This window comes from Mesorhizobium sp. WSM4821, assembly GCF_055901555.1.
This window is the reverse complement of record NZ_CM148371.1, coordinates 707,506-731,251: the sequence shown is the minus strand read 5'-3', so window position 1 is coordinate 731,251 and position 23,746 is coordinate 707,506. Positions and strand designations below refer to the sequence as shown.

The 23,746-nt window shown below is 64.3% G+C and carries 20 protein-coding genes; 11 read left to right on the top strand and 9 right to left on the bottom strand.

The features are described from left to right. Window positions 1-11: 11 nt before the first annotated feature. The 5 genes from hrpB to AC0NID_RS03275 all read left to right on the top strand — a co-directional run bounded on the left by hrpB (window position 12) and on the right by AC0NID_RS03275 (window position 7,438). The gene (gene hrpB / locus AC0NID_RS03295) at window positions 12-2,591 is read left to right on the top strand and encodes an ATP-dependent helicase HrpB (protein ID WP_473522214.1); all 2,580 of its coding nucleotides are present in this window, start codon (window positions 12-14) and stop codon (window positions 2,589-2,591) included. Window positions 2,592-2,725: 134 nt separating this feature from the next. Beyond that, window positions 2,726-4,051, top strand: coding sequence for an ActS/PrrB/RegB family redox-sensitive histidine kinase (locus AC0NID_RS03290; RefSeq protein ID WP_473451483.1), 1,326 nt, complete (start codon window positions 2,726-2,728; stop codon window positions 4,049-4,051). Between the two features lie 86 nt (window positions 4,052-4,137). Beyond that, window positions 4,138-4,701: an ActR/PrrA/RegA family redox response regulator transcription factor gene (locus AC0NID_RS03285; protein ID WP_473450775.1), complete on the top strand. Its 564-nt coding sequence runs from the start codon at window positions 4,138-4,140 to the stop codon at window positions 4,699-4,701. Window positions 4,702-5,060: 359 nt separating this feature from the next. Then, entirely contained in the window at window positions 5,061-6,254 is a 1,194-nt protein-coding gene (nhaA, locus tag AC0NID_RS03280) for a Na+/H+ antiporter NhaA (protein WP_473450773.1), read from the top strand. A 245-nt stretch (window positions 6,255-6,499) separates the two neighbouring features. Continuing rightward, window positions 6,500-7,438 (top strand): IS110 family RNA-guided transposase, encoded by a 939-nt coding sequence (locus AC0NID_RS03275; protein ID WP_473450771.1) that lies wholly within the window; start codon window positions 6,500-6,502, stop codon window positions 7,436-7,438. Between the two features lie 220 nt (window positions 7,439-7,658). On the opposite strand, the gene AC0NID_RS03270 is transcribed toward AC0NID_RS03275, so the two are convergent. After that, a complete protein-coding gene (locus AC0NID_RS03270; protein ID WP_473522229.1) occupies window positions 7,659-8,159 on the bottom strand; it encodes an MmcB family DNA repair protein in 501 nt (166 codons plus the stop codon). A gap of 91 nt (window positions 8,160-8,250) precedes the next feature. Continuing rightward, complete coding sequence (locus AC0NID_RS03265; RefSeq protein WP_473522215.1) at window positions 8,251-8,505, bottom strand: DUF1330 domain-containing protein; 255 nt, start codon at window positions 8,503-8,505, stop codon at window positions 8,251-8,253. 150 nt (window positions 8,506-8,655) lie between these two features. Here AC0NID_RS03265 and AC0NID_RS03260 point away from each other — a divergent pair, with 150 nt between their 5' ends. After that, window positions 8,656-8,982, top strand: a complete 327-nt coding sequence (locus AC0NID_RS03260; RefSeq protein ID WP_473522216.1) for a GYD domain-containing protein — start codon at window positions 8,656-8,658, stop codon at window positions 8,980-8,982. 66 nt (window positions 8,983-9,048) lie between these two features. Here the strand turns inward: AC0NID_RS03260 and AC0NID_RS03255 are convergent, their stop codons facing one another. Then, window positions 9,049-9,468 carry an OsmC family protein gene (locus AC0NID_RS03255; RefSeq protein ID WP_473522217.1) on the bottom strand — a complete coding sequence of 140 codons (420 nt, stop codon included), beginning with the start codon at window positions 9,466-9,468 and terminating at the stop codon, window positions 9,049-9,051. Between the two features lie 55 nt (window positions 9,469-9,523). After that, on the bottom strand, window positions 9,524-9,946 hold the full coding sequence (cueR, locus tag AC0NID_RS03250; RefSeq protein WP_473522218.1) for a Cu(I)-responsive transcriptional regulator: 423 nt from the start codon (window positions 9,944-9,946) through the stop codon (window positions 9,524-9,526). A gap of 222 nt (window positions 9,947-10,168) precedes the next feature. Here cueR and AC0NID_RS03245 point away from each other — a divergent pair, with 222 nt between their 5' ends. Then, window positions 10,169-10,786 carry a L,D-transpeptidase gene (locus AC0NID_RS03245; RefSeq protein WP_473522219.1) on the top strand — a complete coding sequence of 206 codons (618 nt, stop codon included), beginning with the start codon at window positions 10,169-10,171 and terminating at the stop codon, window positions 10,784-10,786. Window positions 10,787-10,906: 120 nt separating this feature from the next. Here AC0NID_RS03245 and AC0NID_RS03240 read toward each other — a convergent pair whose 3' ends face one another. Together AC0NID_RS03240 and AC0NID_RS03235 are read right to left on the bottom strand one after the other, a co-directional pair. After that, a complete protein-coding gene (locus AC0NID_RS03240) occupies window positions 10,907-11,476 on the bottom strand; it encodes a NifU family protein (protein ID WP_145721860.1) in 570 nt (189 codons plus the stop codon). A 189-nt stretch (window positions 11,477-11,665) separates the two neighbouring features. Next, on the bottom strand, window positions 11,666-12,157 hold the full coding sequence (locus AC0NID_RS03235) for a universal stress protein (protein ID WP_473522220.1): 492 nt from the start codon (window positions 12,155-12,157) through the stop codon (window positions 11,666-11,668). Between the two features lie 301 nt (window positions 12,158-12,458). Here AC0NID_RS03235 and AC0NID_RS03230 point away from each other — a divergent pair, with 301 nt between their 5' ends. Next, on the top strand, window positions 12,459-13,397 hold the full coding sequence (locus AC0NID_RS03230; RefSeq protein ID WP_473450771.1) for an IS110 family RNA-guided transposase: 939 nt from the start codon (window positions 12,459-12,461) through the stop codon (window positions 13,395-13,397). Window positions 13,398-13,648: 251 nt separating this feature from the next. Here the strand turns inward: AC0NID_RS03230 and trpS are convergent, their stop codons facing one another. The 3 genes from trpS to AC0NID_RS03215 all read right to left on the bottom strand — a co-directional run bounded on the left by trpS (window position 13,649) and on the right by AC0NID_RS03215 (window position 19,473). Then, window positions 13,649-14,716 carry a tryptophan--tRNA ligase gene (gene trpS / locus AC0NID_RS03225; RefSeq protein ID WP_473450769.1) on the bottom strand — a complete coding sequence of 356 codons (1,068 nt, stop codon included), beginning with the start codon at window positions 14,714-14,716 and terminating at the stop codon, window positions 13,649-13,651. A 310-nt stretch (window positions 14,717-15,026) separates the two neighbouring features. Beyond that, a complete protein-coding gene (murJ, locus tag AC0NID_RS03220; protein ID WP_473450768.1) occupies window positions 15,027-16,625 on the bottom strand; it encodes a murein biosynthesis integral membrane protein MurJ in 1,599 nt (532 codons plus the stop codon). A gap of 46 nt (window positions 16,626-16,671) precedes the next feature. Next, the gene (locus AC0NID_RS03215) at window positions 16,672-19,473 is read right to left on the bottom strand and encodes a [protein-PII] uridylyltransferase (RefSeq protein ID WP_473450766.1); all 2,802 of its coding nucleotides are present in this window, start codon (window positions 19,471-19,473) and stop codon (window positions 16,672-16,674) included. A 333-nt stretch (window positions 19,474-19,806) separates the two neighbouring features. On the opposite strand from AC0NID_RS03215, the gene AC0NID_RS03210 reads away from it, so the two are divergent. The 3 genes from AC0NID_RS03210 to AC0NID_RS03200 all read left to right on the top strand — a co-directional run bounded on the left by AC0NID_RS03210 (window position 19,807) and on the right by AC0NID_RS03200 (window position 23,682). Continuing rightward, window positions 19,807-22,317: a heavy metal translocating P-type ATPase gene (locus AC0NID_RS03210; protein ID WP_473450764.1), complete on the top strand. Its 2,511-nt coding sequence runs from the start codon at window positions 19,807-19,809 to the stop codon at window positions 22,315-22,317. Between the two features lie 44 nt (window positions 22,318-22,361). Beyond that, the gene (copM, locus tag AC0NID_RS03205) at window positions 22,362-22,748 is read left to right on the top strand and encodes a CopM family metallochaperone (protein ID WP_473450762.1); all 387 of its coding nucleotides are present in this window, start codon (window positions 22,362-22,364) and stop codon (window positions 22,746-22,748) included. Window positions 22,749-22,836: 88 nt separating this feature from the next. After that, window positions 22,837-23,682, top strand: coding sequence for an aldo/keto reductase (locus AC0NID_RS03200; protein ID WP_473450760.1), 846 nt, complete (start codon window positions 22,837-22,839; stop codon window positions 23,680-23,682). Window positions 23,683-23,746 lie beyond the last annotated feature (64 nt).

Sequence of the window (23,746 nt, the reverse complement as noted above, 5' to 3'; positions counted from 1 at the left end):
TCCCTGGAGCAATGACCAGAAAGACCTTGCCGGAGCTTCCGGTCTCCGCCGTGCTGCCGGCGCTCGGCGACGCGCTTGGCCTTGGCAACAGCGCCGTGCTGGTGGCGCCGCCCGGCGCCGGCAAGACGACGCTGGTGCCGCTGGCGCTGCTCGATGCAGCATGGCTCGGCACGGGCAAGATCATTCTGCTCGAGCCGCGCCGTCTCGCTGCGCGCGCCGCCGCCCGCCGCATGGCCGAACTGCTCGGCGAGGAGCCGGGCGAAACGGTCGGCTATGCCATGCGCATGGAAAACCGCACGTCTGCCAGGACCAGGATCCTCGTCGTCACGGAAGGCGTGCTATCGCGGATGATCCTCGACGACCCGGAACTGCCCGGCGTCTCGGCTGTGTTCTTCGACGAATTCCACGAGCGCTCGCTCGACGGCGATTTTGGCCTGGCGCTGGCGCTCGACGTGCAAGGTGCGCTGCGGCCCGATCTGCGACTGCTGGTCATGTCGGCGACGCTCGACGGCGCGCGTGTCGCGCGGCTGCTTTCCGGCGCCCCGGTGATCGAGAGCGAAGGCCGCGCCTTTTCGGTCGACATCCGCTATGACGAGCGGCGGGCCGGCGTCGCCGTCGAGGAGGCCATGGCCAAGGCGATTCTTGTCGCGCTTGCCGACGAGAGCGGCAGCGTGCTCGCCTTCCTGCCCGGCCAGCGCGAGATCGAGCGCACCGCCGAGCGGCTGCAAGGTCGCATTGGCGCCGAGACCGACGTCGTGCCGCTCTATGGCATGCTCGACGGCAAGGCGCAGGATGCGGCGATCAAGCCGCCGCCGTCCGGCCGCCGCAAGGTGGTGCTGGCGACGTCGATCGCCGAGACCTCCATCACCATCGACGGCGTGCGTGTCGTCATCGATTCCGGCCTGTCGCGCCTGCCGCGCTACGAGCCGGCCAGCGGCCTGACGCGGCTGGAGACGGTGCGTGTCAGCAGAGCCTCCGCCGACCAGCGCGCCGGCCGCGCCGGCCGCACGCAACCGGGCGTTGCCATCCGCCTGTGGCGGGCCGAGCAGACGGCAGCACTTCCCGCCTTCACCCCGCCGGAAATCCTCGAAGCCGATCTTTCCGGACTTCTGCTCGATTGCGCCGCCTTCGGTGTCGCCGACCCGGTGAGCCTCTCGTTCCTCGATCCGCCGCCGGCCCCGGCGCTCGCCGAGGCAAGGGCGCTGCTTCGTGCGCTCGACGCCGTTAACGAGGCAGGACGCCTGACCGAGTCTGGTGTTGCGATGCGCCGGCTGGCACTGCCTGTGCGGCTGGCTCACATGGTCACCGAGGCGGCGAAGACCGGCCAGGCATTCGAGGCGGCCATGCTCGCCATGCTGCTCACCGAGCGCGGCCTTGGCGGCGACGGCGCCGACCTCGAATGGCGGCTGATGCGGTTTCGCACAGAGAAGTCGCCGCGCGCCGTTTCTGCCCGGCAGCTTGCCGAACGGTTGGCGAAGCAGGCCTCACCCTCCCCCTCGAGGGGAGGGTCGGCGAGCGAGCTGAGCGTAGCGAAGCGAGGGAGACGGGGTGGGGTCACCGATGGCGTGCCCGAACCGACCCCACCCCGATCCGCTGCGCGGATCGACCCTCCCCTCGAGGGGGAGGGTAATGCCGGCGCGCTCCTCATCCATGCCTGGCCGGACCGCGTCGCCAGGGCGCGCGGCGAGCGCGGCCGTTTCGTGCTGGCCAATGGCTCGGGCGCCATGATGGACGCCGCCGATCCGCTGGCGGGCGAAACCTGGCTCGTCGTCGCCGACCTGCAGGGCAAGGCGCAGAACGCCCGCATCACGGCGGCAGCGGCGATAGATGAGACCGACATTCGCGCTTCGCTTGCGCAAAAAATCGAGACAAGCCGCCAAACCAGCTTCGACCGCGACAGGCGCGCGGTGCGCGTGCGCGAAACCGTCCGTCTCGGCGCCATCACCCTGTCCGAACGCATGCTGCCGGCCCCGGCCGGCGCCGAGGCGGACCGCGCCGTCGTCAACGCCTTGCGCGAACACGGGCTAACGCTGCTGGAGTGGGGCAAGGAAGCCGAAACGCTGCGCCAACGGCTCGGCTGGCTGCATCGCGGCCTCGGGGCGCCGTGGCCCGATATTTCCGACGCCGCACTCATCGAGCGCCTCGACGACTGGCTGTTGCCATACCTCTCCGGTGCGGCGTCCTTTGCCGCGATCGATCCGGGCGTGCTTTCGGCCGCCCTGATGGCCTTGGTGCCGCACGATCTCCAGCGCGGGATCGAGGCGCTGGCGCCGACCCATTTCGACGCGCCGTCGGGCAGCCGCGTGCCGATCCACTATGACGGCGAATGGCCGGTGCTGGCGATCCGCGTCCAGGAGCTGTTCGGTCTCGACCGACATCCCACAGTCGCCAACGGCACCGTGCCGCTGACCCTGGAGCTCCTGTCGCCGGCGCACCGGCCAATCCAGACGACGCGCGACCTGCCCGGTTTCTGGCGCGGCTCCTGGGCCGACGTGCGGGCCGACATGCGCGGCCGCTACCCCCGGCATGTCTGGCCGGAGAACCCGCTTCTCGCCACCGCCACCAGCCGCGCCAAGCCGCGCGGCACATGATGCGTGCGGACCATGATCCCGAACCGAAGGTCGGCGTTAGCGAAAAGTGGAGACCGGTTTTCCGAAAAGATCATGGTCGAACCAGAAGACAGAAACATCTACCGCTTTTCCTTTCCCGGCTATAATCCTTGGCCATGATAAACATCCTGCGGGCGCCCGATTTCCAGCAAAGCCAGCGGCTGCGCCTCAACACGCTGATCAGGCTGCGCTGGCTTGCCATTGTCGGCCAGAGCCTGACGGTTCTGGTCGTTGCCTATGGGCTGAAGTTCCCGCTGCCCGTCAGCCTCTGCTTCGCGCTGATCGCCTGCTCGGCCTGGATGAACCTGCTGCTGACCTTCCGTTATCCGGCGGCGCATCGGCTGACCCCGCTGCCGGCTTTCGCCATCCTGACCTTCGACAGCCTGCAGCTTGCCGGTCTGCTCTACATGACCGGCGGCCTCACCAATCCGTTTTCGGTGCTGGTGACCGTGCCCGTGGTCATCTCGGCGACGTCGCTGCCGCTGCGCCTGACCGCCATCCTCGGCGCGCTGGTTATGGTGGCGGCGACCCTGCTGGTCTTCTTCCACCTGCCGCTGCCCTGGTATGAGGGCGCGCCGCTGGAGATGCCGTTCATCTATGTCGCCGGCATGTGGATGGCGGTGTTTTCCTCGATCGCCTTCACCGCGATCTACGCCTTCCGCGTGGCCGAGGAAGCGCGGCTGCTCGCCAACGCGCTTGCCGCCACCGAGCTGGTGCTGCAGCGCGAGCAGCATCTGTCGGCGCTGGACGGCCTCGCCGCCGCCGCCGCCCATGAACTCGGCACGCCGCTTGCCACCATCACGCTTGTCGCCAAGGAGATGGAGAAGGCGCTCCGCAACGATCCGAAATACGGCGAGGACGTGACGCTGCTGCGCTCGCAGAGCGAGCGTTGCCGTGAAATCCTCAAGCGCCTGACCAGCCTGTCTTCCGAGGGCGAGGCGCATCTTTCGCGCCTGCCGCTGACCTCGCTGGTCGAGGAGGTGACGGCCCCGCACCGGGATTTCGGCATCTCGATCAAGCTTCGCCCCGGCGACCGCATCGGCCCCGAGCCGGTCGGGCGGCGCAATCCCGGCGTCATCTACGGCCTCGGCAATCTGGTCGAGAACGCGGTCGACTTCGCCCGCAAGGCCGTCACCGTGCGCTGGAGCTGGAACGAGGCCACCGTCACCTTCTCGATCATCGACGATGGACCGGGCTTCCCTGCCGAAATCATCGACCGCATCGGCGAGCCCTATATGTCGACGCGCCAGGGCACCGAGGCCGGCGGCGGCCTGGGCCTTGGCCTTTTCATCGCCAAGACCTTGCTGGAACGCTCCGGCGCGACGCTCGATTTCCGCAATTCGAGCGGGCTGGGCGAGGGCGCCGTCGTGCAGATATCGTGGCCGCGCGGCGTCTTCCTCAATCCTGAATCGGCTTCGCCCACCATGTTCGACACGGCGTGAGAGCCTGCCGGAGGCTGTAAAAATTGGACAATAGCGCTCCAAAACTATATCTGCGTAAAAATCAGGCAGCAGGAATTCCAGAGACGATGAACGGCGACGAAACGATTGGCGCAATGGTTGAAGGCGAGGACACCTCGCTGTTGATCGTCGACGACGACAAGCCGTTCCTCACCCGGCTTGCCCGGGCCATGGAAACCAGGGGTTTCATGGTCGAGACGGCCGAGAGCGTCGAGGAGGCGGTGGCCAAGGCGCGCGCCAATCCGCCCGCCTATGCGGTGGTCGACATGCGGCTCGCCGACGGCAACGGCCTCGACGTCGTCGCCGCCATCCGCGAGAAGCGCGAAGACGCCCGCGCCATCATCCTCACCGGCTACGGCAACATCGCCACCGCGGTGACGGCGGTGAAGCTGGGAGCCATCGACTATCTGTCGAAGCCGGCCGATGCCGACGACATTTTCGCCGCACTCACCCGCACCGCGGGCGAACGCGCCGCACCGCCCGAAAATCCGATGTCGGCTGATCGCGTGCGCTGGGAGCACATCCAGCGCGTCTACGAAATGTGCGACCGCAACGTCTCCGAGACCGCGCGCCGGCTCAACATGCACCGCCGCACGCTGCAGCGGATACTCGCCAAGCGCGCGCCGCGCTGATATCGCTAAATCCGCAGGGCAATCGCTTCGGACCAATGAGAGTTTCCAGGCGGATACCACCAATTATCCAAGTCGGCGCCGCCCCTCATCGCCCTGCCGGGCACTTCTCCCCGTATAGTGACGGGGAGAAGGAGATGGCCGCGGCCTCGGCGCCCTTCTTGCAACGCTGGAGATTGGCGAAATCGGCGATGAGAGCGCCCCTCTCCCCATCACTATACGGGGAGAGGATGCCGGCAGGCAGGTGAGGGGCAGCGCCAACGCTCGGAAGGAGAGCACCGGCCGATGCTTGCCTCATTGCCGGCGTTTGCGCATCATCCTGCGAAGTGATTCCGTCCGACCGGGGACATGGCGGAGACGACATGCAGGACCAGAAGCAGCGGCCGATCTCCATTTTTCGCGAGTTCCTCGCCAGCGAGGCGGCAGGCGGCATCGTCCTGATGGCAGCCGCGGCACTGGCCCTGATCGTCGCCAATTCGCCGCTGTCCCAGGCCTATTTCGATGCCCTTCACGCCTATCTGGGACCGCTCAGCGTATCGCACTGGATCAATGACGGCCTGATGGCCGTGTTCTTCCTGCTGGTCGGCCTGGAGATCAAGCGCGAGATGCTGGACGGACAGCTCTCGACCTGGCCGCGTCGCGCGCTGCCAGGCATCGCCGCCGCCGGCGGCATGCTTGTGCCGGCCCTCGTCTATGTCGCCATCAACCGCGACAACCCGGCCGCTCTGTCCGGCTGGGCGATCCCGACCGCCACCGACATCGCGTTTGCGCTCGGCGTGCTGTCGCTGCTCGGCAGCCGTGTGCCGGGGTCGCTGAAGGTATTCCTCACCGCGCTCGCTATCATCGACGACCTCGGCGCCGTCATTATCATCGCGATGTTCTACACAAGCGACCTGTCGCTCGCCTATCTCGGCGCCGCCTTGGCCGTCATCGCTCTGCTCGTCGTCCTCAACCGCATGCAGGTGCTGACCTTGCTGCCCTATCTCGTGCTTGGTGTCGTCCTGTGGGTTCTGGTGCTGAAATCCGGCGTACATGCCACGCTGGCCGGCGTGGCGCTGGCCCTCACCATACCCCTGAAGATCACGCCGGGCATCAGCCACGATCTCGACCATTCGCCGCTGCATCGGCTCGAGCATGGCCTGCACAACATCGTGCCTTTTCTCGTCATCCCGATCTTCGGCTTTGCCAATGCCGGCGTTTCGCTCGCCGGCCTGAGCGCCGCCACCTTGGTCGAGCCGCTGACGCTCGGCGTCGCGGCCGGCCTCGTCGTCGGCAAGCTGGTCGGCGTGTTCGGCTCCTCCGCACTTGCCATCCGGCTCGGCCTTGCCGATCTGCCGGTCAATGCCACCTGGCTGCATATGGTCGGCATTTCGCTGCTCTGCGGCATCGGCTTCACCATGAGCCTGTTCATCGGCCTGCTCGCCTTCGCCAGCAACGTCGAGCTGCAGGACGCGGTCAAGGTCGGCATCCTCGCCGGATCCGTCATCGCCGCCCTCCTCGGCGCCGCCGTGCTGCTGATGGCGCCGGCCGCGAATGGGGAAGAGGACGAAGAATAGAGCGGCCGATCGGCGCCGTTTGGAGGCAGCCGACAAACGTCGCGCCGCCCCTTGTATCTGCACGAGATGATTTTTGTGCGATTGAAGCGACTGAGCCTCGAGCCGGATGGCCATCCGACCCGAGGCTTGGCGAAGTCGCCCGCTGCCCCTCCGGTTACAACCGTCAATGAGCTTGGGATCTTCGCCTTTGTCACGCACGACCGAATAGTCGCTCGGCTCCAATCGCACGAACAAGGCAGGTTACCGTGAACAGGATCATTTGTGGAGTTGATGTTTCGAAAGATTGGCTGGACGCGCATGTCCGGCCAGGCGGCGCGTTCGCCCGCTTCGCCAACGACGCGACGGGCCTGGAGGAGTTGCTGGTGTTTTGCCGTAGCCATCGCGTCGAGCTCGCGGTCATGGAGGCCACAGGCGGTTATGAGCGGCTGGCCTTTATTTGGCTTTGGGCAAAGGGCCTGCCTTGTGGGATCGTCAACCCCCGCAACGTGCGCCGTTTCGCCGAAGCGATGGGTATCCTGGAAAAGACCGATCGCATCGATGCCGCCGTGATCGCCTATTTCGCGGCGGTCAAGCAGATCGCGCCGACATCGCCGCCCAGTGCCGCGCAGCAACGGTTGAGCACCCTGGTTTCCAGGCTTTCCCAGGTCACCAGCGACATCACCATCAACAAGCAGCGCAAGAGCGCCACCACCGACACCGAGACGCTGGCCAGTCTCTCCACGGTGCTGACCTGCCTCAAGCGCGAAGAGAAGCGGCTGGCTGGCGAGATCGCTTCGCTGATTGACGACGATCCGTTGTGGGCCAAGCTCGACGAGACGTTCCGCTTCTTCAAGGGTCTGGCAGACCGCACCGTTGCCCGTCTGCTGGCGGAAGTGCCCGAGATCGGCATCGTTTCCAACAAGGCCATCGCCAAACTGGTGGGCCTGTCTCCCATCGCCAACGATAGCGGCAAACGCGAGGGGCATCGTAATATTCGGGGCGGCCGCGCCGGACCGCGTGGCATTCTCTTTATCATTGCCCGACACGTCGCCAGGTACGATCCTCATCTGCAAGCTTTCGCCGAAAGGTTGCAACAGGCTGGCAAACCCAAAATGGTCATCCGCATGGCGCTGGCGCGCAAACTCCTTGTCATTCTCAATGCAAAAGCACGCGATGCGCGCAAAGAGTTCGCCAATGCAACTTGACACCACAGATAGTCGCTCATTGCCCTGCCGGGCATTTCTCCCCGTATAGTGACGGGGAGAAAGACGCCTTCGCAGAGGATTTCGCCAATCTCCAGCGTTGCAGAAAGTGAGCCGAGGTTGCGGCCAAGCCCCTTCTCCCCGTCACTATACGGGGAGAAGATGCCGGCAGGCAGATGAGGGGCGGCGCAAACGTCGAAGGTTACAAGGAGATCCGAAAACCCTACTCGCTCTCCCCGTCCAGCGCCGGCACCGCCACGCCGGCCAGTTCCGCCGCCAGCAGCCGCGCCGCACCCGCCCGCGCGATCCTCAGCATCAGCGCCTTGCGCGTCGCCGCCGCCATGCGGTGCTCGGGCGCGTCGCGCAGGATTTCGGCGCCATAGCCGTCGGAAAGAATAAACCCGCATTCCTGCGGAAAGATCTCCGAGGGCACACCGGGATGGGTGGCGAAGAAGAAGCGGTCGGAATGCAGCCGATAGTCCGGCCATTTGCGGTCGACCCTGAAGTCCTCGATCGAGGATTTGATCTCGATGATCCAGATGTCGCCCTGCCGGGTCAGCGCGACGAGATCGGCGCGGCGCCCGGTCGCCAGCGATAGTTCGGGCAGCACATGCGCGCCCATCTCCCTGAGCAGCCGCTGCACGCCGCGCCGCACCAGTATGGCGCGCTCCGACTGGCGACCGTCGATCAGGGGATTGACTGGGATAGGCGAGATGATGGGCATGACCGCACCATGCCAGATTTTGTTCACGGTTTGAACTCTTTTTTGGCGGGGGATTATACGGTTGACAAACCCTGCCTTTAACCCCCGGGCATCATGCCTCCAGAGCAATGCTCCTCGTCTTTGCGCAGCGTTCGCGGATGGCTTTGAGCCGGCTGTATTCCGCAGAGTCGTACCATGCCATGAGGGAGCCATGTCCGGGAACTCGACAATGACCAGGCGATGAGGGTTCCCAGTCGCCTTCCAGCACTTTGGTGGCTCCGCCACGAGCTGCCGGTACATCCCGGCGGTATTCCTCGAAAACCGCGGCGTCGGTTATGTCCACATCGGCAATAAGATAGGCTGCCATTGACACTACTCCGTGAGGAAAGGCGCATTGAAGCACGTCCATTAGCGATACCGCAACTAAGCCGGCACGACGCCTCGGAAATGACTCGCCTTCTCCCGGATTGGGGCGCTTAATTGTGTTCGTAGGGGCAACTCTGGGAGGAGATGAACCATGCCGATGTATCTCACTAAATTCAGCTATACGCCCGAAACCTGGGCGCGCCTGATCGAAAACCCCGAAGATAGACGCGAGGCGGCCCGCACCTACATCGAATCGGTCGGCGGAAAGCTGCACGGGTTCTGGTACGCCTTCGGGGAGCACGATGGCTGGAATCTGTGGGAGGCGCCAGACAACGTGTCGATGGCATCTGTCGTGCTCGCCATTGGTGCGGGAGGAGCGCTCAGCTCGTGCGAGACCACCGTTCTCCTGAGCGTCGAAGAGACGATGCAAGCGCTTGGCAAGGCGAAGTCGATCCGGTACCGCCCGCCGGGGTCGTAAGGGCCGCCTGTTACGGCTTTGCAGAATGTTGGGGTGGCCGCTAGCCCTACAGCCGTTGTCCGGCAATCATGCATTCCGAACCCGCGCCATCTCGATCGCCACCGGCACGCCCTGGCGCAGCGAATTGCTGACCGCGGTGATCGCCTCGGCCTTGTCGATGATTTTCCGGGGATCGGAGCCGTCCAGTGTCTCGCAGGAAACCGTCATCGTTGCCGAGGTTGCCAGCAAGGGCGTGCCTTCGAGATTCACCGTAACGGTGACGGCGATGTTTCCGACCTTCACGCCCATCTCCTCGGCGACATAGCGAAGGTCGTTGCAGAAGCATCCGCCGATCGCCAGCGCCAGCAACTGGGCGCCATTGAAGCCGAGTCCCAGCCCTCCGGCCTTTCCCTCAGGCCGGTCGACGACGATCGTGTGCCCGCCGGCCCAGCCCATGGCCGCCTGAGTGCCCTCGACAGTGCGCAGTTCGACGGTCGTTGAAATCATCGATACCCTCCTAGAAAAACATCAAGGACGGCGCCAAATGCCGCCGCGCAGTCTTTCACACCCGCGCCGAAGCGCTCTTGTCGCCAGCCTCCGCAGCCCCCGCAATATCGTCCAGGATCGGGCAGTCCGGCCTCTCGTCGCCGTGGCAGGCGTGGATCAGCTTCTGCAGCGTCGAGCGCATCGACCATAGCTCGCGCACCTTCTCCTCGATTGCCTTCACATGCGCGGCGGCGATCTCGCGCACGTCATGGCTGGCGCGGCCGCGATCCTCGTAGAGCGCCATCAGCTGGCGGCAATCGTCGATAGAAAAGCCGAGATTGCGCGCGCGGCGCAGAAAAGCCAGCCGGTGGATGTCGTCGCCGCAATAGTCGCGGTAGCCGTTGCCGGCGCGCTGCGGTCGGATCAGGCCGATCTCCTCGTAGTAGCGAATGGTCTTGGCCGGCAGGCCGGAACGGTGGGCGGCTTCTCCGACATTCATGGCGGTTCCTCGACGTCTGGCGGTCTGGCGGACCGCCCCATTGATTTTGCTTCACAATCCTGCGACGGCCGTTGCCGAAAAGCCACAGTTGCGGACTTACCGCACGCAAGCCCCTGCATATAGACATCGCGCGCTTGGCAAGCAAAGCAAATGCCAGCATGAATAATGGCGACAAAGCGGCCGTAACGTGCCGCACTATTTGGCGGGGCATCGAACATTTTTATGCGCATGAAGCCATTTGCAACCGTCGCTGCCTTTGCGTTGTCGGCTGCTATCGCTGGTTGCAGCACCATCGGCTCGCGAATTTTCACCAACAACTATGGCGCGGTGACCGACGCGGGCTATCAATTGCCCCGCATTCCAATCGAAAAGGTGCCGTTTAAATACCGTCGGCAGGTGGTGAACTACGACACCGATGAAAAGCCGGGTACCATCGTCGTCGATACGCAGAACAAGTTTCTGTACTACGTCATGGGCGGTGGCGAGGCGATGCGTTACGGCATCGGCGTCGGCCGCGAGGGTTTTGAATGGCGCGGCACCGCCCGTATCGCGGTAAAGCGCGAATGGCCGACCTGGACGCCGCCTGCGGCGATGATCAGGCGTCAGCCGGAGCTCGCCAAATTTGCCGGCGGCATGGAGCCGGGATTGACCAACCCACTCGGCGCGCGCGCCCTGTATCTGTTCAACAAGGGCGGCGATTCGGGCTACCGCCTGCATGGCAGCCCGGAGTGGAACTCGATCGGCAAGGCGATGTCGTCGGGCTGCATCCGGCTGATGAACCAGGATATCATCGACCTTTACGACCGCACGTCGGTCGGCGCCAAGGTCATCGTTTTGTAAAAGGAATCATGCGCGGACCGTCTAGGCAACAAATAGACGTCGCAAACAGAAAACCGGGCACTTTGGCCCGGTTTTTTGTTTTCTCTGGAAGGCGATTGATGTTGGAGCCGAGTCTCTAAATTAGGAGACCTGTTCGACCTGCTGCACCTCGGGCACGAAATGCCGCAAAAGGTTCTGGATGCCGTGCTTCAGCGTCGCCGTCGATGACGGGCAGCCGGCGCAGGCGCCCTTCATATGGAGGAACACGGTGCCGTTCTCGAAGCCGCGGAAGGTGATGTCGCCACCGTCCTGGGCGACGGCCGGGCGCACCCGCGTGTCTAGCAGCTCCTTGATGGTGATGACCAGTTCCTCGTCGGCCTTGTCGTAGAATTCGCCGGTCTGGCTGGTCTCGGCGGCGGGGCCGGCCTTGGCCATGACAGGCGCGCCGGACATGAAATGTTCCATGATGGCGCCGAGGATCGCCGGCTTCAGATGCTGCCAGTCGGGGCCGTCCTTGGTCACGGTGACGAAATCATAGCCGAAGAAGACGCCGGTGACGCCCGGGATCTCGAACAGCCGGCCGGCCAGCGGCGAGGCGGCAGCGGCGCTGTCGGCATCGCGGAAATCGGCGGTGCCTTCGACAAGCACTTCCTTGCCGGGCAGGAACTTCAATGTCGCCGGATTTGGCGTCGATTCGGTCTGGATGAACATGGCCGTCTCCGTGCCCATTCGGGCAGACAGTTTGGAATAATTCTAAATAGGCCTTATCGGCAGGACATTCAAGCGAAAGGCATCCCGGGAATGGCTGGCTGGCGGAATGTTTTGCTAGGGATTCTACGATGCCCCCTTGATCTGTGTGAGAGTCAGGTCAGGCCGGTCTCACCTGAATATCATCACACCTCAGGCGAGGCTGTCGATTTCTTCGTCGGACAGGTTCTGCGGCACCACCGTCACCGGGATGGGGAAGGCGGCGCCCTTGCCCGCGACCGCGCCGACCAGCGGCCCCGGCCCTTCCTTGCCGGCGCCGGCCGCCAGCACGAGGATGGCGATGTCCTGGTCTTCCTCGATCAGTTTGTGGATCTCTTCCGTCGGCTTGCCTTCGCGCACCACCAGCTCCGGCTCGATGCCGAGCTTCTGGCGCACCTTGTTGGCGTATGCGTCAAGTGCGGCCCGCGCGGTGGCGTTGGCTTCCTCGCGCATGATCTTCTCGACGCCCAGCCAATGCTGGAAATCGTCCGGTTCGATCACATAGAGCAGCACCAGCACGCCGCTGGTGCTCTGCGCGCGTTTCGAGGCGTAGGCGACGGCCCGCTCGCATTCGGGCGTATCGTCGATGATCGCCAGGAACTTGCGGCGATGGCCGGCTTCGCGGCTGAGGCGTTTGGAGACCATATTCTACCTCGATGGTTTCGGTCGCAATCTGCCACCGCCACAGCCCGGCCGCAAGCGACCGGCGGGTGTGGCGATGCTGGTTCATTCGTTTCAGTCTGCGCTGCCCCTTGTATCTGCACGAGATGATTTTTGTGCGATTGAAGCGACTGAGCCTCGAGCCGGATGGCCATCCGACCCGAGGCTTGGCGAAGTCGCCCGCTGCCCCTCCGGTTACAACCGTCAATGAGCTTGGGATCTTCGCCTTTGTCACGCACGACCGAATAGTCGCTCGGCTCCAATCGCACGAACAAGGCAGGTTACCGTGAACAGGATCATTTGTGGAGTTGATGTTTCGAAAGATTGGCTGGACGCGCATGTCCGGCCAGGCGGCGCGTTCGCCCGCTTCGCCAACGACGCGACGGGCCTGGAGGAGTTGCTGGTGTTTTGCCGTAGCCATCGCGTCGAGCTCGCGGTCATGGAGGCCACAGGCGGTTATGAGCGGCTGGCCTTTATTTGGCTTTGGGCAAAGGGCCTGCCTTGTGGGATCGTCAACCCCCGCAACGTGCGCCGTTTCGCCGAAGCGATGGGTATCCTGGAAAAGACCGATCGCATCGATGCCGCCGTGATCGCCTATTTCGCGGCGGTCAAGCAGATCGCGCCGACATCGCCGCCCAGTGCCGCGCAGCAACGGTTGAGCACCCTGGTTTCCAGGCTTTCCCAGGTCACCAGCGACATCACCATCAACAAGCAGCGCAAGAGCGCCACCACCGACACCGAGACGCTGGCCAGTCTCTCCACGGTGCTGACCTGCCTCAAGCGCGAAGAGAAGCGGCTGGCTGGCGAGATCGCTTCGCTGATTGACGACGATCCGTTGTGGGCCAAGCTCGACGAGACGTTCCGCTTCTTCAAGGGTCTGGCAGACCGCACCGTTGCCCGTCTGCTGGCGGAAGTGCCCGAGATCGGCATCGTTTCCAACAAGGCCATCGCCAAACTGGTGGGCCTGTCTCCCATCGCCAACGATAGCGGCAAACGCGAGGGGCATCGTAATATTCGGGGCGGCCGCGCCGGACCGCGTGGCATTCTCTTTATCATTGCCCGACACGTCGCCAGGTACGATCCTCATCTGCAAGCTTTCGCCGAAAGGTTGCAACAGGCTGGCAAACCCAAAATGGTCATCCGCATGGCGCTGGCGCGCAAACTCCTTGTCATTCTCAATGCAAAAGCACGCGATGCGCGCAAAGAGTTCGCCAATGCAACTTGACACCACAGATAGTCGCTCATTGCCCTGCCGGGCATTTCTCCCCGCATAGTGACGGGGAGAAAGACGCTTTCGCAAAGGATTTCGCCAATCTCCAGCGTTGTAGAAAACGTGCCGAGGTTGCGGCCAGCCTCTTCTCCCCGTCACTATACGGGGAGAAGGTACCGGCAGGCGGATGAGGGGCGGCGCCGACTTCGACAATTTGGCCGGTCAAGCGCTAGCCTTGTCTGAAGCGATTGCCCCGGTGTAGCAAATCAGCCCTGCAGCAGGCCGATGATGTCGCGCACGGTCTTCATCGTCGCCTCGGCCAGGGCGCCGGCGCGCTCGCCGCCATCCCTGAGCACCGCGTCGACATAGGCGCGGTCGTCGGAAATGCGGCGCATCTCGCCGGCGACCGGCGCCAGTCTTTCCACGGCGAGGTCGGCCAATGCCGGCTTGAACACCGAGAACTGCTGGCCGCCGAACTCTTTCAGCACCGCTTCCTTCGAGATCTCGGCCAGACCCGCATAGATGCCGACGAGGTTTTCCGCCTCGGGCCGGCCGGCAAGGCCGTCCAACTCCGCTGGCAACGCCTCGGGGTCGGTCTTGGCCTTGCGGATCTTCTTCGAGATCGTCTCGGCATCGTCGGTCAAATTGATGCGCGACAGGTCCGACGGGTCCGATTTCGACATCTTTTTCGAGCCGTCGCGCAAGCTCATGATGCGCGCCGCCGGTCCGCCGATGATCGGCTCGGTCAGCGGGAAGTAGCCGTTCACCGTCTCCTCGCCGACCTTCATCTCGACGCCAACGCCAAGGCCGGCGATGCGGTCGGAAAAGTCGTTGTTGAATTTCTGGGCGATGTCGCGTGTCAGCTCCAGATGCTGCTTCTGGTCCTCACCCACCGGGACGTGGGTGGCGCGATAGAGCAGGATGTCGGCAGCCATCAGGCTCGGATAGGCCAAGAGCCCGAGCGAGGCATTCTCGCGGTCCTTGCCGGCCTTGTCCTTGAACTGCGTCATCCGGTTCATCCAGCCGATGCGCGCCACGCAGTTGAAGATCCAGGCAAGCTCGGCGTGCTGCATGACCCGCGACTGGTTGAAGACGATGTGCTTCTTCGGGTCGATGCCGGAGGCGAGAAACGCCGCGGTGATGGCGCGCGTCTGGTCCTTGAGATCGTCATGCACGAGCTGCGCCGTCAGCGAATGCAGATCGACGACGCAATATATGCAATCGGAGGTCTCCTGCAGCGCGACGAATTTCTTGATGGCGCCGAGATAGTTGCCAAGATGCAGATTGCCGGTCGGCTGGACGCCGGAAAAAACGAGAGGCTTGAAGGCGGTCATGATGTCCCCATGGCTTGTGGAGGGCCGTTTCGCGCGCGGCGAAAGTCTTTCGACGGCGCGCTTATGGACGAGACGGAGAAGAGGATCAAGAGGCTGTGGGATGGACAGGAAGGCTTCGGCCCCAGCTTGGCAAAACGCCGGGGAAAGCCTGTTTGCCGAAGCCCGGAATGAATAACCGCCTCACCGGCGGGTCGTTGGCGCAACTCAGCACCATGAATAAATTCCTAGCATAACTGCCGTCAAGTCAAGTTGAAACTTACCCGGGGTAATCGCTTCAGGCGCGCGCTGCCCCTCATCCTCGGCCTTCGGCTTACGGATCCGGAGACTGTTCCCCGACAGGCGGCGACCCCTTCCGCCTGATATTACGCCGGATCATGCCGAAATCGGCGCCGCCGGTGGCGAAGGCTGCGACGAAGTAGAGCAACGTCCCGCCGGCGACCAGAGCAAGAAGCGTCGTCGCCTTGATCGCCAGCGGCGAGCCCGAGGCAAGTTGGGTGGCGAGCCAGTTCTCGGCAAAATAGAGCGCCGCCCCCATGACCGCCGCCGACAGCACTAGCCGTGGGATGCGTTTCATGAGCGGCGCGTCGCGGCCCCAATGGCCGCGCCGGATCAGCACGCCGAGCAGCATCAGCGCATTGACCCAGCCGGCGACGGCGGAGGCGACGGCGATGCCCGGCGCGCCCATCGACGGAAACAGCGTCAGCGCGGTGGTGACGTTCACCGCCACCGAGATGGCGGCGAAGATCATCGGCGTGCGCGTATCCTCGCGGGCGAAATAGCCTGGGGTGAACGCCTTGATCAGCACGAAGGCCGGCAAGCCGAGGCCGAAGATCGCCAGGATCGCCGCCACGCCTGGCGTCGAGCCGTTGGCGGCAAACGCCCCGCGCTCATAGACCAGCCGCACGATCGGCTCGGACATGACCAGCAGCGCCGCCGCCGCCGGCAAGGTCAGGAACAGGGTGAACTCCACCGACCGGTTCTGCAGATTGGCCGCTTCGACCAGATTGCCTGACTTCAGCGCCCGCGACAGTTCGGGCAGAAGCACGATGGCGACGGCGATGCCGACGACGCCGAGCGGCAGCTGGTAGATGCGATCGGCATAGGCGAGCGACGACACCGCGCTGTCCTGCGTCGAGGCGATCGCCGTGCCGATCACCTGGTTGATCTGGGTGATGCCGCCTGTGATCGCCGCCGGCAGCGCCAGCACCAGCAGCCGCTTGACGTTGGCCGTCATCCTTGGCCGGCGAAAGCCGATCGAGATGCCGGCATGGCGCACCGCCACCCAGACGATCGCCAGTTGCACCAGCCCGGCCGCCAGCACGCCCCAGGCCAGCGCGAAGCCGACGGCGCGCGCGTCCGATCCCTGGTACCAGGCATAGGCGAGCACGCCGATCAGGATGATGTTGAGGAACACCGGCGCCACCGCGGCGGCGAAATAGCGGCGCAGCGAATTCAGCATGCCGGCCATCATGGCGCCGAGCGACATGCAGATCAGGTAGGGGAACATGATGGTCGCAAGCCCGACCGTCATCTCGAACTTTCCCGGCGAGTCGGCAAAGCCCGGCGCCACCAGGTAGCGCACGATCAGCGGCATCGCCAGTTCCATGGCGATGGTCAGCGCCAGCAGCGCCGTGAACAGCACGCCGAACACCTCTTCGGAAAAGCGCTTGGCGCCGTCGGTGCCGTGGGTTTCGATCTCCTTGGCGAAGAGCGGCACGAAGGCGGCGTTGAAGGCGCCTTCGGCAAACAGCCGGCGAAAGGTGTTGGGAAACTGGAAAGCGGCGTTGAAGGCGTCGGCGATCGGCCCGGTGCCCAGGGCCGCCGCCATCAGCATCTCGCGGGCGAAGCCGAGGGCGCGGCTCATCAGCGTGCCGGAAGCGACCGTCGCGAATTTCTTGACAAGGCTCATCGGTGCGGAGACTGCCTGGGTGATTGGGACAAATCGAGGACGGCGTTCACTCGGCGGCGGCCTTGGCCTTGCCGCCGCGCTCGGGCACGGTGCCCTCAAGGGCCGCGATCAGCCTGTTGTGAATGGCGGTGATGCGCGTCGGGCTGTCGATCTTCTGGCCGGTGAGATCGGTGACATAGAAGGTATCGATGACCTTTTCGCCGAAGGTGGTGATGTGCGCCGAGGCGATGTCGAGCGACAGGTCGGATAACGCTCCGGTGATCTCGGACAGCAGGCCCGGCCGATCCAGCCCCTCGATCTCGATCACCGAGAACCGGTTCGACAGCGTGTTGCGGATTTCGGCGCGGGGCTGGATGCGGAAGACCTTGGCGCCGCGCCGCGGCTTGGTCCGCTTTTCGATCATCTCCGGCAGCCAGCTCTTGCCCGACAGCACGTCCTCGATCAGGCGGCCGACGCGCTCGGCGCGGCGGCGCTCGTCCTCGTCGAGGTCGAATTCCCTCGAGATCAGGATGGTGTCCAGCGCGCGGCCGTCGGAGGTGGTGAAGATCTGCGCGTCGACGATGTTGCCGCCGGCCGCCACGCAGGCTCCGGCAATGACCGAAAGCAGCCGGGGATGGTCCTGCGCCAGCACGGTGATCTCGGTCACCGCCTCGAACTGGTGGGTCTTGATCATGGTGGCGAGCTTCTTGCCCGCTTGATCCGCCTCGCGGATGAATTCGGCATGGCGAAGCTGGTCGGCGAGATCGACCGTCAGCAGGTAATTCTCATAATGCTTGCCGGCATAGCGCTTGCGAGCCTTTTCCGGCCAATCGGTGAGCGACTCGGCCAACAGCTCGCGCGCCGCTGCCGTCCGCTTTGCGCGCGACACTTCCGAGAACCCGCCGGTCAGCAGCAATTCGGTCTCGTAGTAGAGCGTGCGTAGCAATTGCCCCTTCCAGCCGTTCCAGACGCCCGGCCCGACACCTCTGATATCGCAGACGGTCAGGACGAGCAGCAACTTCAGCCGTTCGACCGACTGCACGATTGCGGCGAAATCCTCGATCGTCTTGCGATCGTTGAGATCGCGGGTCTGCGCCGTCATCGACATGTCGAGATGGTTCTCGACCAGCCAGGCGACCGTTTCGGTGTCGGCCGCCGAGAGCCCCATATGCGGGCAGATCCGCCGCGCGATCCGGGCGCCCACTTCGGAATGGTCTTCCGGCCGCCCCTTGGCTATGTCGTGCAGAAGCACCGCGACATAGAGCGCCTCACGGCTTTTCTTCAGCCCCGGCATCAGCGAGTGGGCGAGCGGGTGGATCTTTTCGCCGTCGCCGCGCTCGATCTCGGCCAGCACGCCGATGCAGCGGATCAGGTGCTCGTCCACCGTGTAGTGGTGGTACATCGAGAACTGCATCATGGCGACGATCTTGCCGAAATCCGGGATCAGCTTCCCCAGCAGTCCCGCCTCGTTCATGCGCCTGAGATTGAGTTCGGCGTTGCGGTCCGAGGTCAGTATGTCGAGGAACAGCCGGTTGGCTTCCTCGTCGCGCCGCAGCGCCTTGCCTACGAGGCCGAGCGAACGGGTCAGAAGCTTCAGCGCATCGGGGTGGAACTCCAAGCCGTGCTTGTCGGCGAACCAGAACAGCCTCAGGAGATTGACCGGATCGCGCTCGAACACCAGGTCGTCGGCGATGTTGATGCGATGGTTGTCGACAATGAAATCGGACGTGCCGGCAAGCTTGCGCTTGCGGCGCGAGAAGGTCAGGAAGATGCGGTTGAAGCCCGGCACATGCTTGGCCTGCTCCTCCTCGAGCGCGGCGCAGAAGATGCGGGTGAGATCCCCGACATCCTTGGCGACGAGGAAGTAATGCTTCATGAAGCGCTCGACCGCCGAAAGGCCCGGATGTGTGGTGTAGCCCAGCCGTTCGGCGATCTCGCGCTGAATGTCGAAATGCAGCCGTTCCTCGGCCTTGCCGGTGAGGAAATGCATGTGGCAGCGCACCGCCCACAGGAAGTCCTCGGCCTTCCGGAATTCCCGGTACTCGGTGCCGGTGAAGACGCCCTTGTCGACCAGTTCCTCGCCGGTGCGCACCCGGTAGAAATACTTGCCGATCCAAAACAGCGTCTGCAGGTCGCGCAGGCCGCCCTTGCCGTCCTTGACGTTGGGTTCGACCAGGTAGCGGCTTTCGCCGGCCTTGGCATGGCGCTCGTCGCGTTCGGCGAGCTTGGCCTGCACATATTCGGGTCCGGTGGTGCGCACCACCTCGTGGTCGAAACGCTGCAGCAGCTCGTCATAGAGCTTCTCTTCGCCCCACAGGAAACGCGCTTCCAGGATCGAGGTGCGGATGGTGATGTCGGTGCGCGACAGCCGCAGGCATTCGTCGATGTTGCGCGTGGCGTGACCGACCTTCAGCCCCAGGTCCCACAGCATGTAGAGCATGTATTCGACGATCTGCTCGCCCCAGGGCGTCTGCTTGTAGGGCAGCAGGAACAGGAGGTCGATGTCGGATCCCGGCGCCAGCGTGCCGCGGCCATAGCCGCCGACCGCGACGACGGCCATGCGTTCGGCCGATGACGGGTTTTTCACGCGATAGACATGGCTGGCGGCGAAATCGTAGAGCGCCCGGATAATCTCGTCCATGAGATGCGACAGCCGGGCGGCGCAGGCGGTGCCGCTGCCGTCGTCCATCAGCATGCGTTCGGCGGTGGTGCGGCCGGCGGCCAGCCTGCCCTTGAGAAGCTTGAGTACGCCGGCGCGCGCAGCCTTGCTGGAGCCGTCGCCTGCCGTGGCCGCGGTCAGTGCGGTCATTTCGCGGCGCAAGGCGTCGCCGTCGATCAGTTCATCGAGCTTCAGGGATATTCTTGCCATAAATTCCGTTCAGCCTCGCCGTTTCGGCGGCGTCTATAGCGCGTTTTCGCGGCGCTGGGTATGGGGCGGACGGCCACGCTCTCCACGGCAATCGAATGCGATGCTCGCCTCCTGCCGCAGCCGGGGGAGCTCGATGACCTGACATTTCGTTTTGAGCAAGATCAATGCGATAGCAGGAGGGAGCATCGTAATATTCTAGTACGGTTGCATGCGGGATTTTCCGCCTGAGCCGTTCAGCATCGCGCTCACGGTACGAAAAACGAATTTGGCCCTTGACCTTCCAGTTACTGGAAGCACTACCTCCGCCTCAGCATCGAGATAGAGGCATTCCGCATGACGCATTCCGACCACGATCAACACGCCCACGCACAAGGTTCCTGCTGTTCGGCGAAAGCTGCCCCATCCGTCGCGGGCGCCGTCATTCGCGATCCGGTCTGCGGCATGACCGTCGATCCGGCCGCCGGCAAGCCGACAGCCGAGCATGGCGGCCATCTCTATCATTTCTGCAGCGAGCGCTGCCTTTCGAAATTCGCGGCCGGGCCGGAACAGTATCTTACCGCCACCGACCCTGTCTGCGGCATGAGCGTCGACCGCGCCACGGCAAAGCACTTTTCCCGGCATGAAGGCCAGGGCTTCTATTTCTGCTCGGCCGGTTGCAAGGCGAAATTCGAGGCGGAGCCGGCAAAATATCTTGGCGACCGGCCGGAGCCGCAGGTGATGCCGAAAGGCACGCAATACACCTGCCCGATGCATCCCGAAATCATCCGCGACAAGCCCGGCGCCTGCCCGATCTGCGGCATGGCGCTGGAGCCGATGGGCGTGCCGACCGGCGAAGAAGGCCCGAACCCCGAACTGGTCGATTTCACCAGGCGCTTCTGGGTGAGTGCCGTGCTGTCCGTGCCGTTGCTGATCTTCGCCATGGGGCCGATGCTCGGCCTGACGTTCAGCGCCTTCATCGGCGATTCGGCGAAGGTCTGGCTGGAAATGGCGCTGGCCAGCCCTGTTGTGGTATGGGCGGCATTTCCCTTCTTCCATCGCGGTTGGGATTCGGTTCTCAACCGCAGCCCCAACATGTGGACCCTGATCTCGCTCGGCGTTGGCGCCGCCTATCTCTACAGCGTCGTCGCCACGCTGTTCCCGGAGCTATTCCCGCACCAGTTCCGCGGTCATGAGGGCACGGTGCCGGTCTATTTCGAGGCGGCCGCCGTCATCGTGGCTCTGGTTTTTCTCGGCCAGGTGCTGGAACTGCGCGCCCGTGAAAAAACCGGCTCTGCGATCCGCGCGCTGCTCGATCTCGCGCCGAAGACCGCGCGGCTGATCGGCGAGGACGGTTCCGAAGACGACGTGCCGCTCGACACGGTCAAGGCCGGCGATCGCCTGCGCATCCGCCCCGGCGATGCCGTGCCGGTCGACGGCGTCGTGCTGGAAGGCCGGTCTTCCGTCGACGAATCGATGATAACGGGCGAGCCGCTGCCGGTCGAAAAGACGCAAGGCGATCCGCTCACCGGCGGCACGCTCAACAAGAACGGTTCGCTGATCATGCGCGCCGAGAGGATTGGCGCCGAAACCATGCTGGCGCGGATCGTCGAACTCGTGGCCAAGGCGCAGCGTTCGCGCGCGCCGATCCAGGCCCTTGCCGACCGCGTTTCGTTCTATTTCGTCCCCGCCGTCGTGGTGGTTGCGATCGTTGCGTTCATCGCTTGGGCGATCTTCGGGCCGCAACCCAGCCTGATCTTTGCCGTCGTCTCGGCGGTCTCGGTGCTGATCATCGCCTGTCCTTGCGCGCTGGGTCTTGCCACGCCGATGTCGATCATGACCGCCACAGGGCGCGGCGCGCATGCCGGCGTGCTGATCAAGGACGCGGAGGCGCTCGAACGCTTTGCCTCGGTCGACACGCTGATCGTCGACAAGACCGGCACGTTGACCGAAGGCCGGCCGAGATTGACCGATGTCGTCGCGGCCCAAGACATGACGCAGGACGATCTCTTGGCACTTGCCGCCGGCCTGGAAAAAGGTTCGGAGCATCCGCTGGCCGAGGCGATCGTCGACGGCGCCCGTGAACGCGGGGTGAGGATTCCCGACGTCGGTGATTTCGAGGCGGTCACCGGCAAGGGCGTTTCCGGCACGGTGTCGGGCAAGAAGGTCGCGCTCGGCAACGCCGCCATGATGGCCGATCTCGGCGTCGACATCGCCTCCATCTCCACCAGCGCCGAGGCGTTGCAGACCGAGGGCAAGACCGTAATGTTTATCGCCGTCGGCAGGGGACTGGCCGGCATCGTCGCCGTCGCCGACCCGGTCAAGGCGACGACGGCAGAGGCGATCAAGGCGCTGCACGACCGCGGGATGAAGATCATCATGGCGACCGGCGACAACGAACGCACGGCGAAAGCCATCGCAAGCAAACTCGGCATCGACGAGGTGCGTGCCGGCCTGCTGCCGGAACAGAAGAGCACGCTGATCGAGACGTTGCGCGCCAGCGGCGGCCGCGTCGCCATGGCCGGCGACGGCGTCAACGACGCGCCGGCGCTGGCCGCCGCCGATGTCGGCATCGCCATGGGCACCGGCGCCGACGTCGCGGTCGAAAGCGCCGGGATCACGCTGGTCAAGGGCGATCTCAACGGCATCGTGCGGGCCCGCACGCTCGCTCAGGCGACGATCCGCAACATCCGCCAGAACCTGTTCTTCGCCTTCCTCTACAACGTGCTTGGCGTGCCGGTCGCCGCCGGCGTGCTCTATCCGCTCACCGGCACGCTGCTGTCGCCGATGATCGCGGCGGCGGCGATGAGCCTGTCGTCGGTTTCGGTCATATCCAACGCGTTGCGGCTGAGGACGTTGAAACTCTGAGCCAGATCCCCAGATAGGAAATTCGCTCAAGAAGGAGATCATCGATGACCTTGGCCAAGAAGATCGTGCTGCTGCTGATGGCGGCGGGCATGCTGCTCGCCGTTTTCCTCGAAAGCATCCCGTCGCAAGCCCAGGAGATGCAGCACGACATGGCCGCGATGAGCGCGCAAAGTCCTTCGACCGACGACTACAAGGCGGCAATGGAAAAGATGCACACCGACATGATGGCGATAGAATATTCGGGCAATGCCGATGTCGATTTCGCCCGTGGCATGATCCCGCACCATCAGGCGGCCATCGACATGGCCAAGGTCGAACTCGCCAACGGCAAGGACCCGGAGATGCGCAAGCTGGCCGAAGCGGTCATCGCGGCGCAGGAAGCCGAGATCAAGCGGATGCAGGATTGGCTCGCCGCCCACCCGGTGAAATAGACATCAAGCGGTCCGCGGGAGGGAAGGACTTTCATCTGGATTTCTCCCGAAGGGTGTGATGCCATCCGGGTCTCGACTGGAGCACGCCATGCCGTCAACGATAAGAACCACCACCTTGCCCACGGGCGAAGCCGTTCCCGTGCTCGGTCAAGGCACCTGGAAAATGGGCGAGGACGCTCGCCATCATGCCGATGAGGTCAACGCCCTGAAGCTCGGGCTCGACCTCGGCATGACGCTGATCGACACAGCAGAGATGTACGCCAGCGGCAGCGCCGAGGAGGTGGTGGCCGATGCCATTGCCGGGCGCCGCGACGAGGTGTTCCTGGTCTCCAAGGTGCTGCCGTCCAACGCCTCGCGCACCGGCGTGCCGGCGGCCTGCGGCAGAAGCCTTGGGCATCTGCGCACCGACCGCATCGATCTCTATCTGCTGCATTGGCCCGGCAGCGTACCGCTGGCGGAAACGGTCGATGCCTTCGAGGCGTTGAAAAAGGCCGGCAAGATCCGCCACTGGGGCGTCAGCAATTTCGACACCCATGAGATGGAGGCGCTGGTCGGCCTGCCGGCCGGCGACAGCGTTCGGACCAACCAGATCCTCTACAATCTGTCCCAGCGCGGCCCCGAATTCGACCTTGCGCCCTGGAGCCGGCAGCGCGGCATTCCGCTGATGGCATATTCGCCGGTAGACCAGGGCGTATTGGCGCGCAACGCCAGGCTCGAAGCCGTCGCCGCCCGCCACGGTGCCACGGCGGCGCAAATCGCACTTGCCTGGGTGATGGCGCAGCCAGGTGTCATCGCCATTCCGAAGGCCAGCAAACAGGAGCATGTCCGCCAGAATGTCGCTGCGTTGGATATCAGGCTCACCCCGGAAGATTTCGCCGACATCGACCGCGCCTTCCCGCCGCCGACCCGAAAGCGTGGTCTGGAGATGATTTGAGGGAGTTGGCCCAAGGTTTAATTTAGGAGCCGCATTCCCACCCACCCCTCTCTGTCCTGTCGGA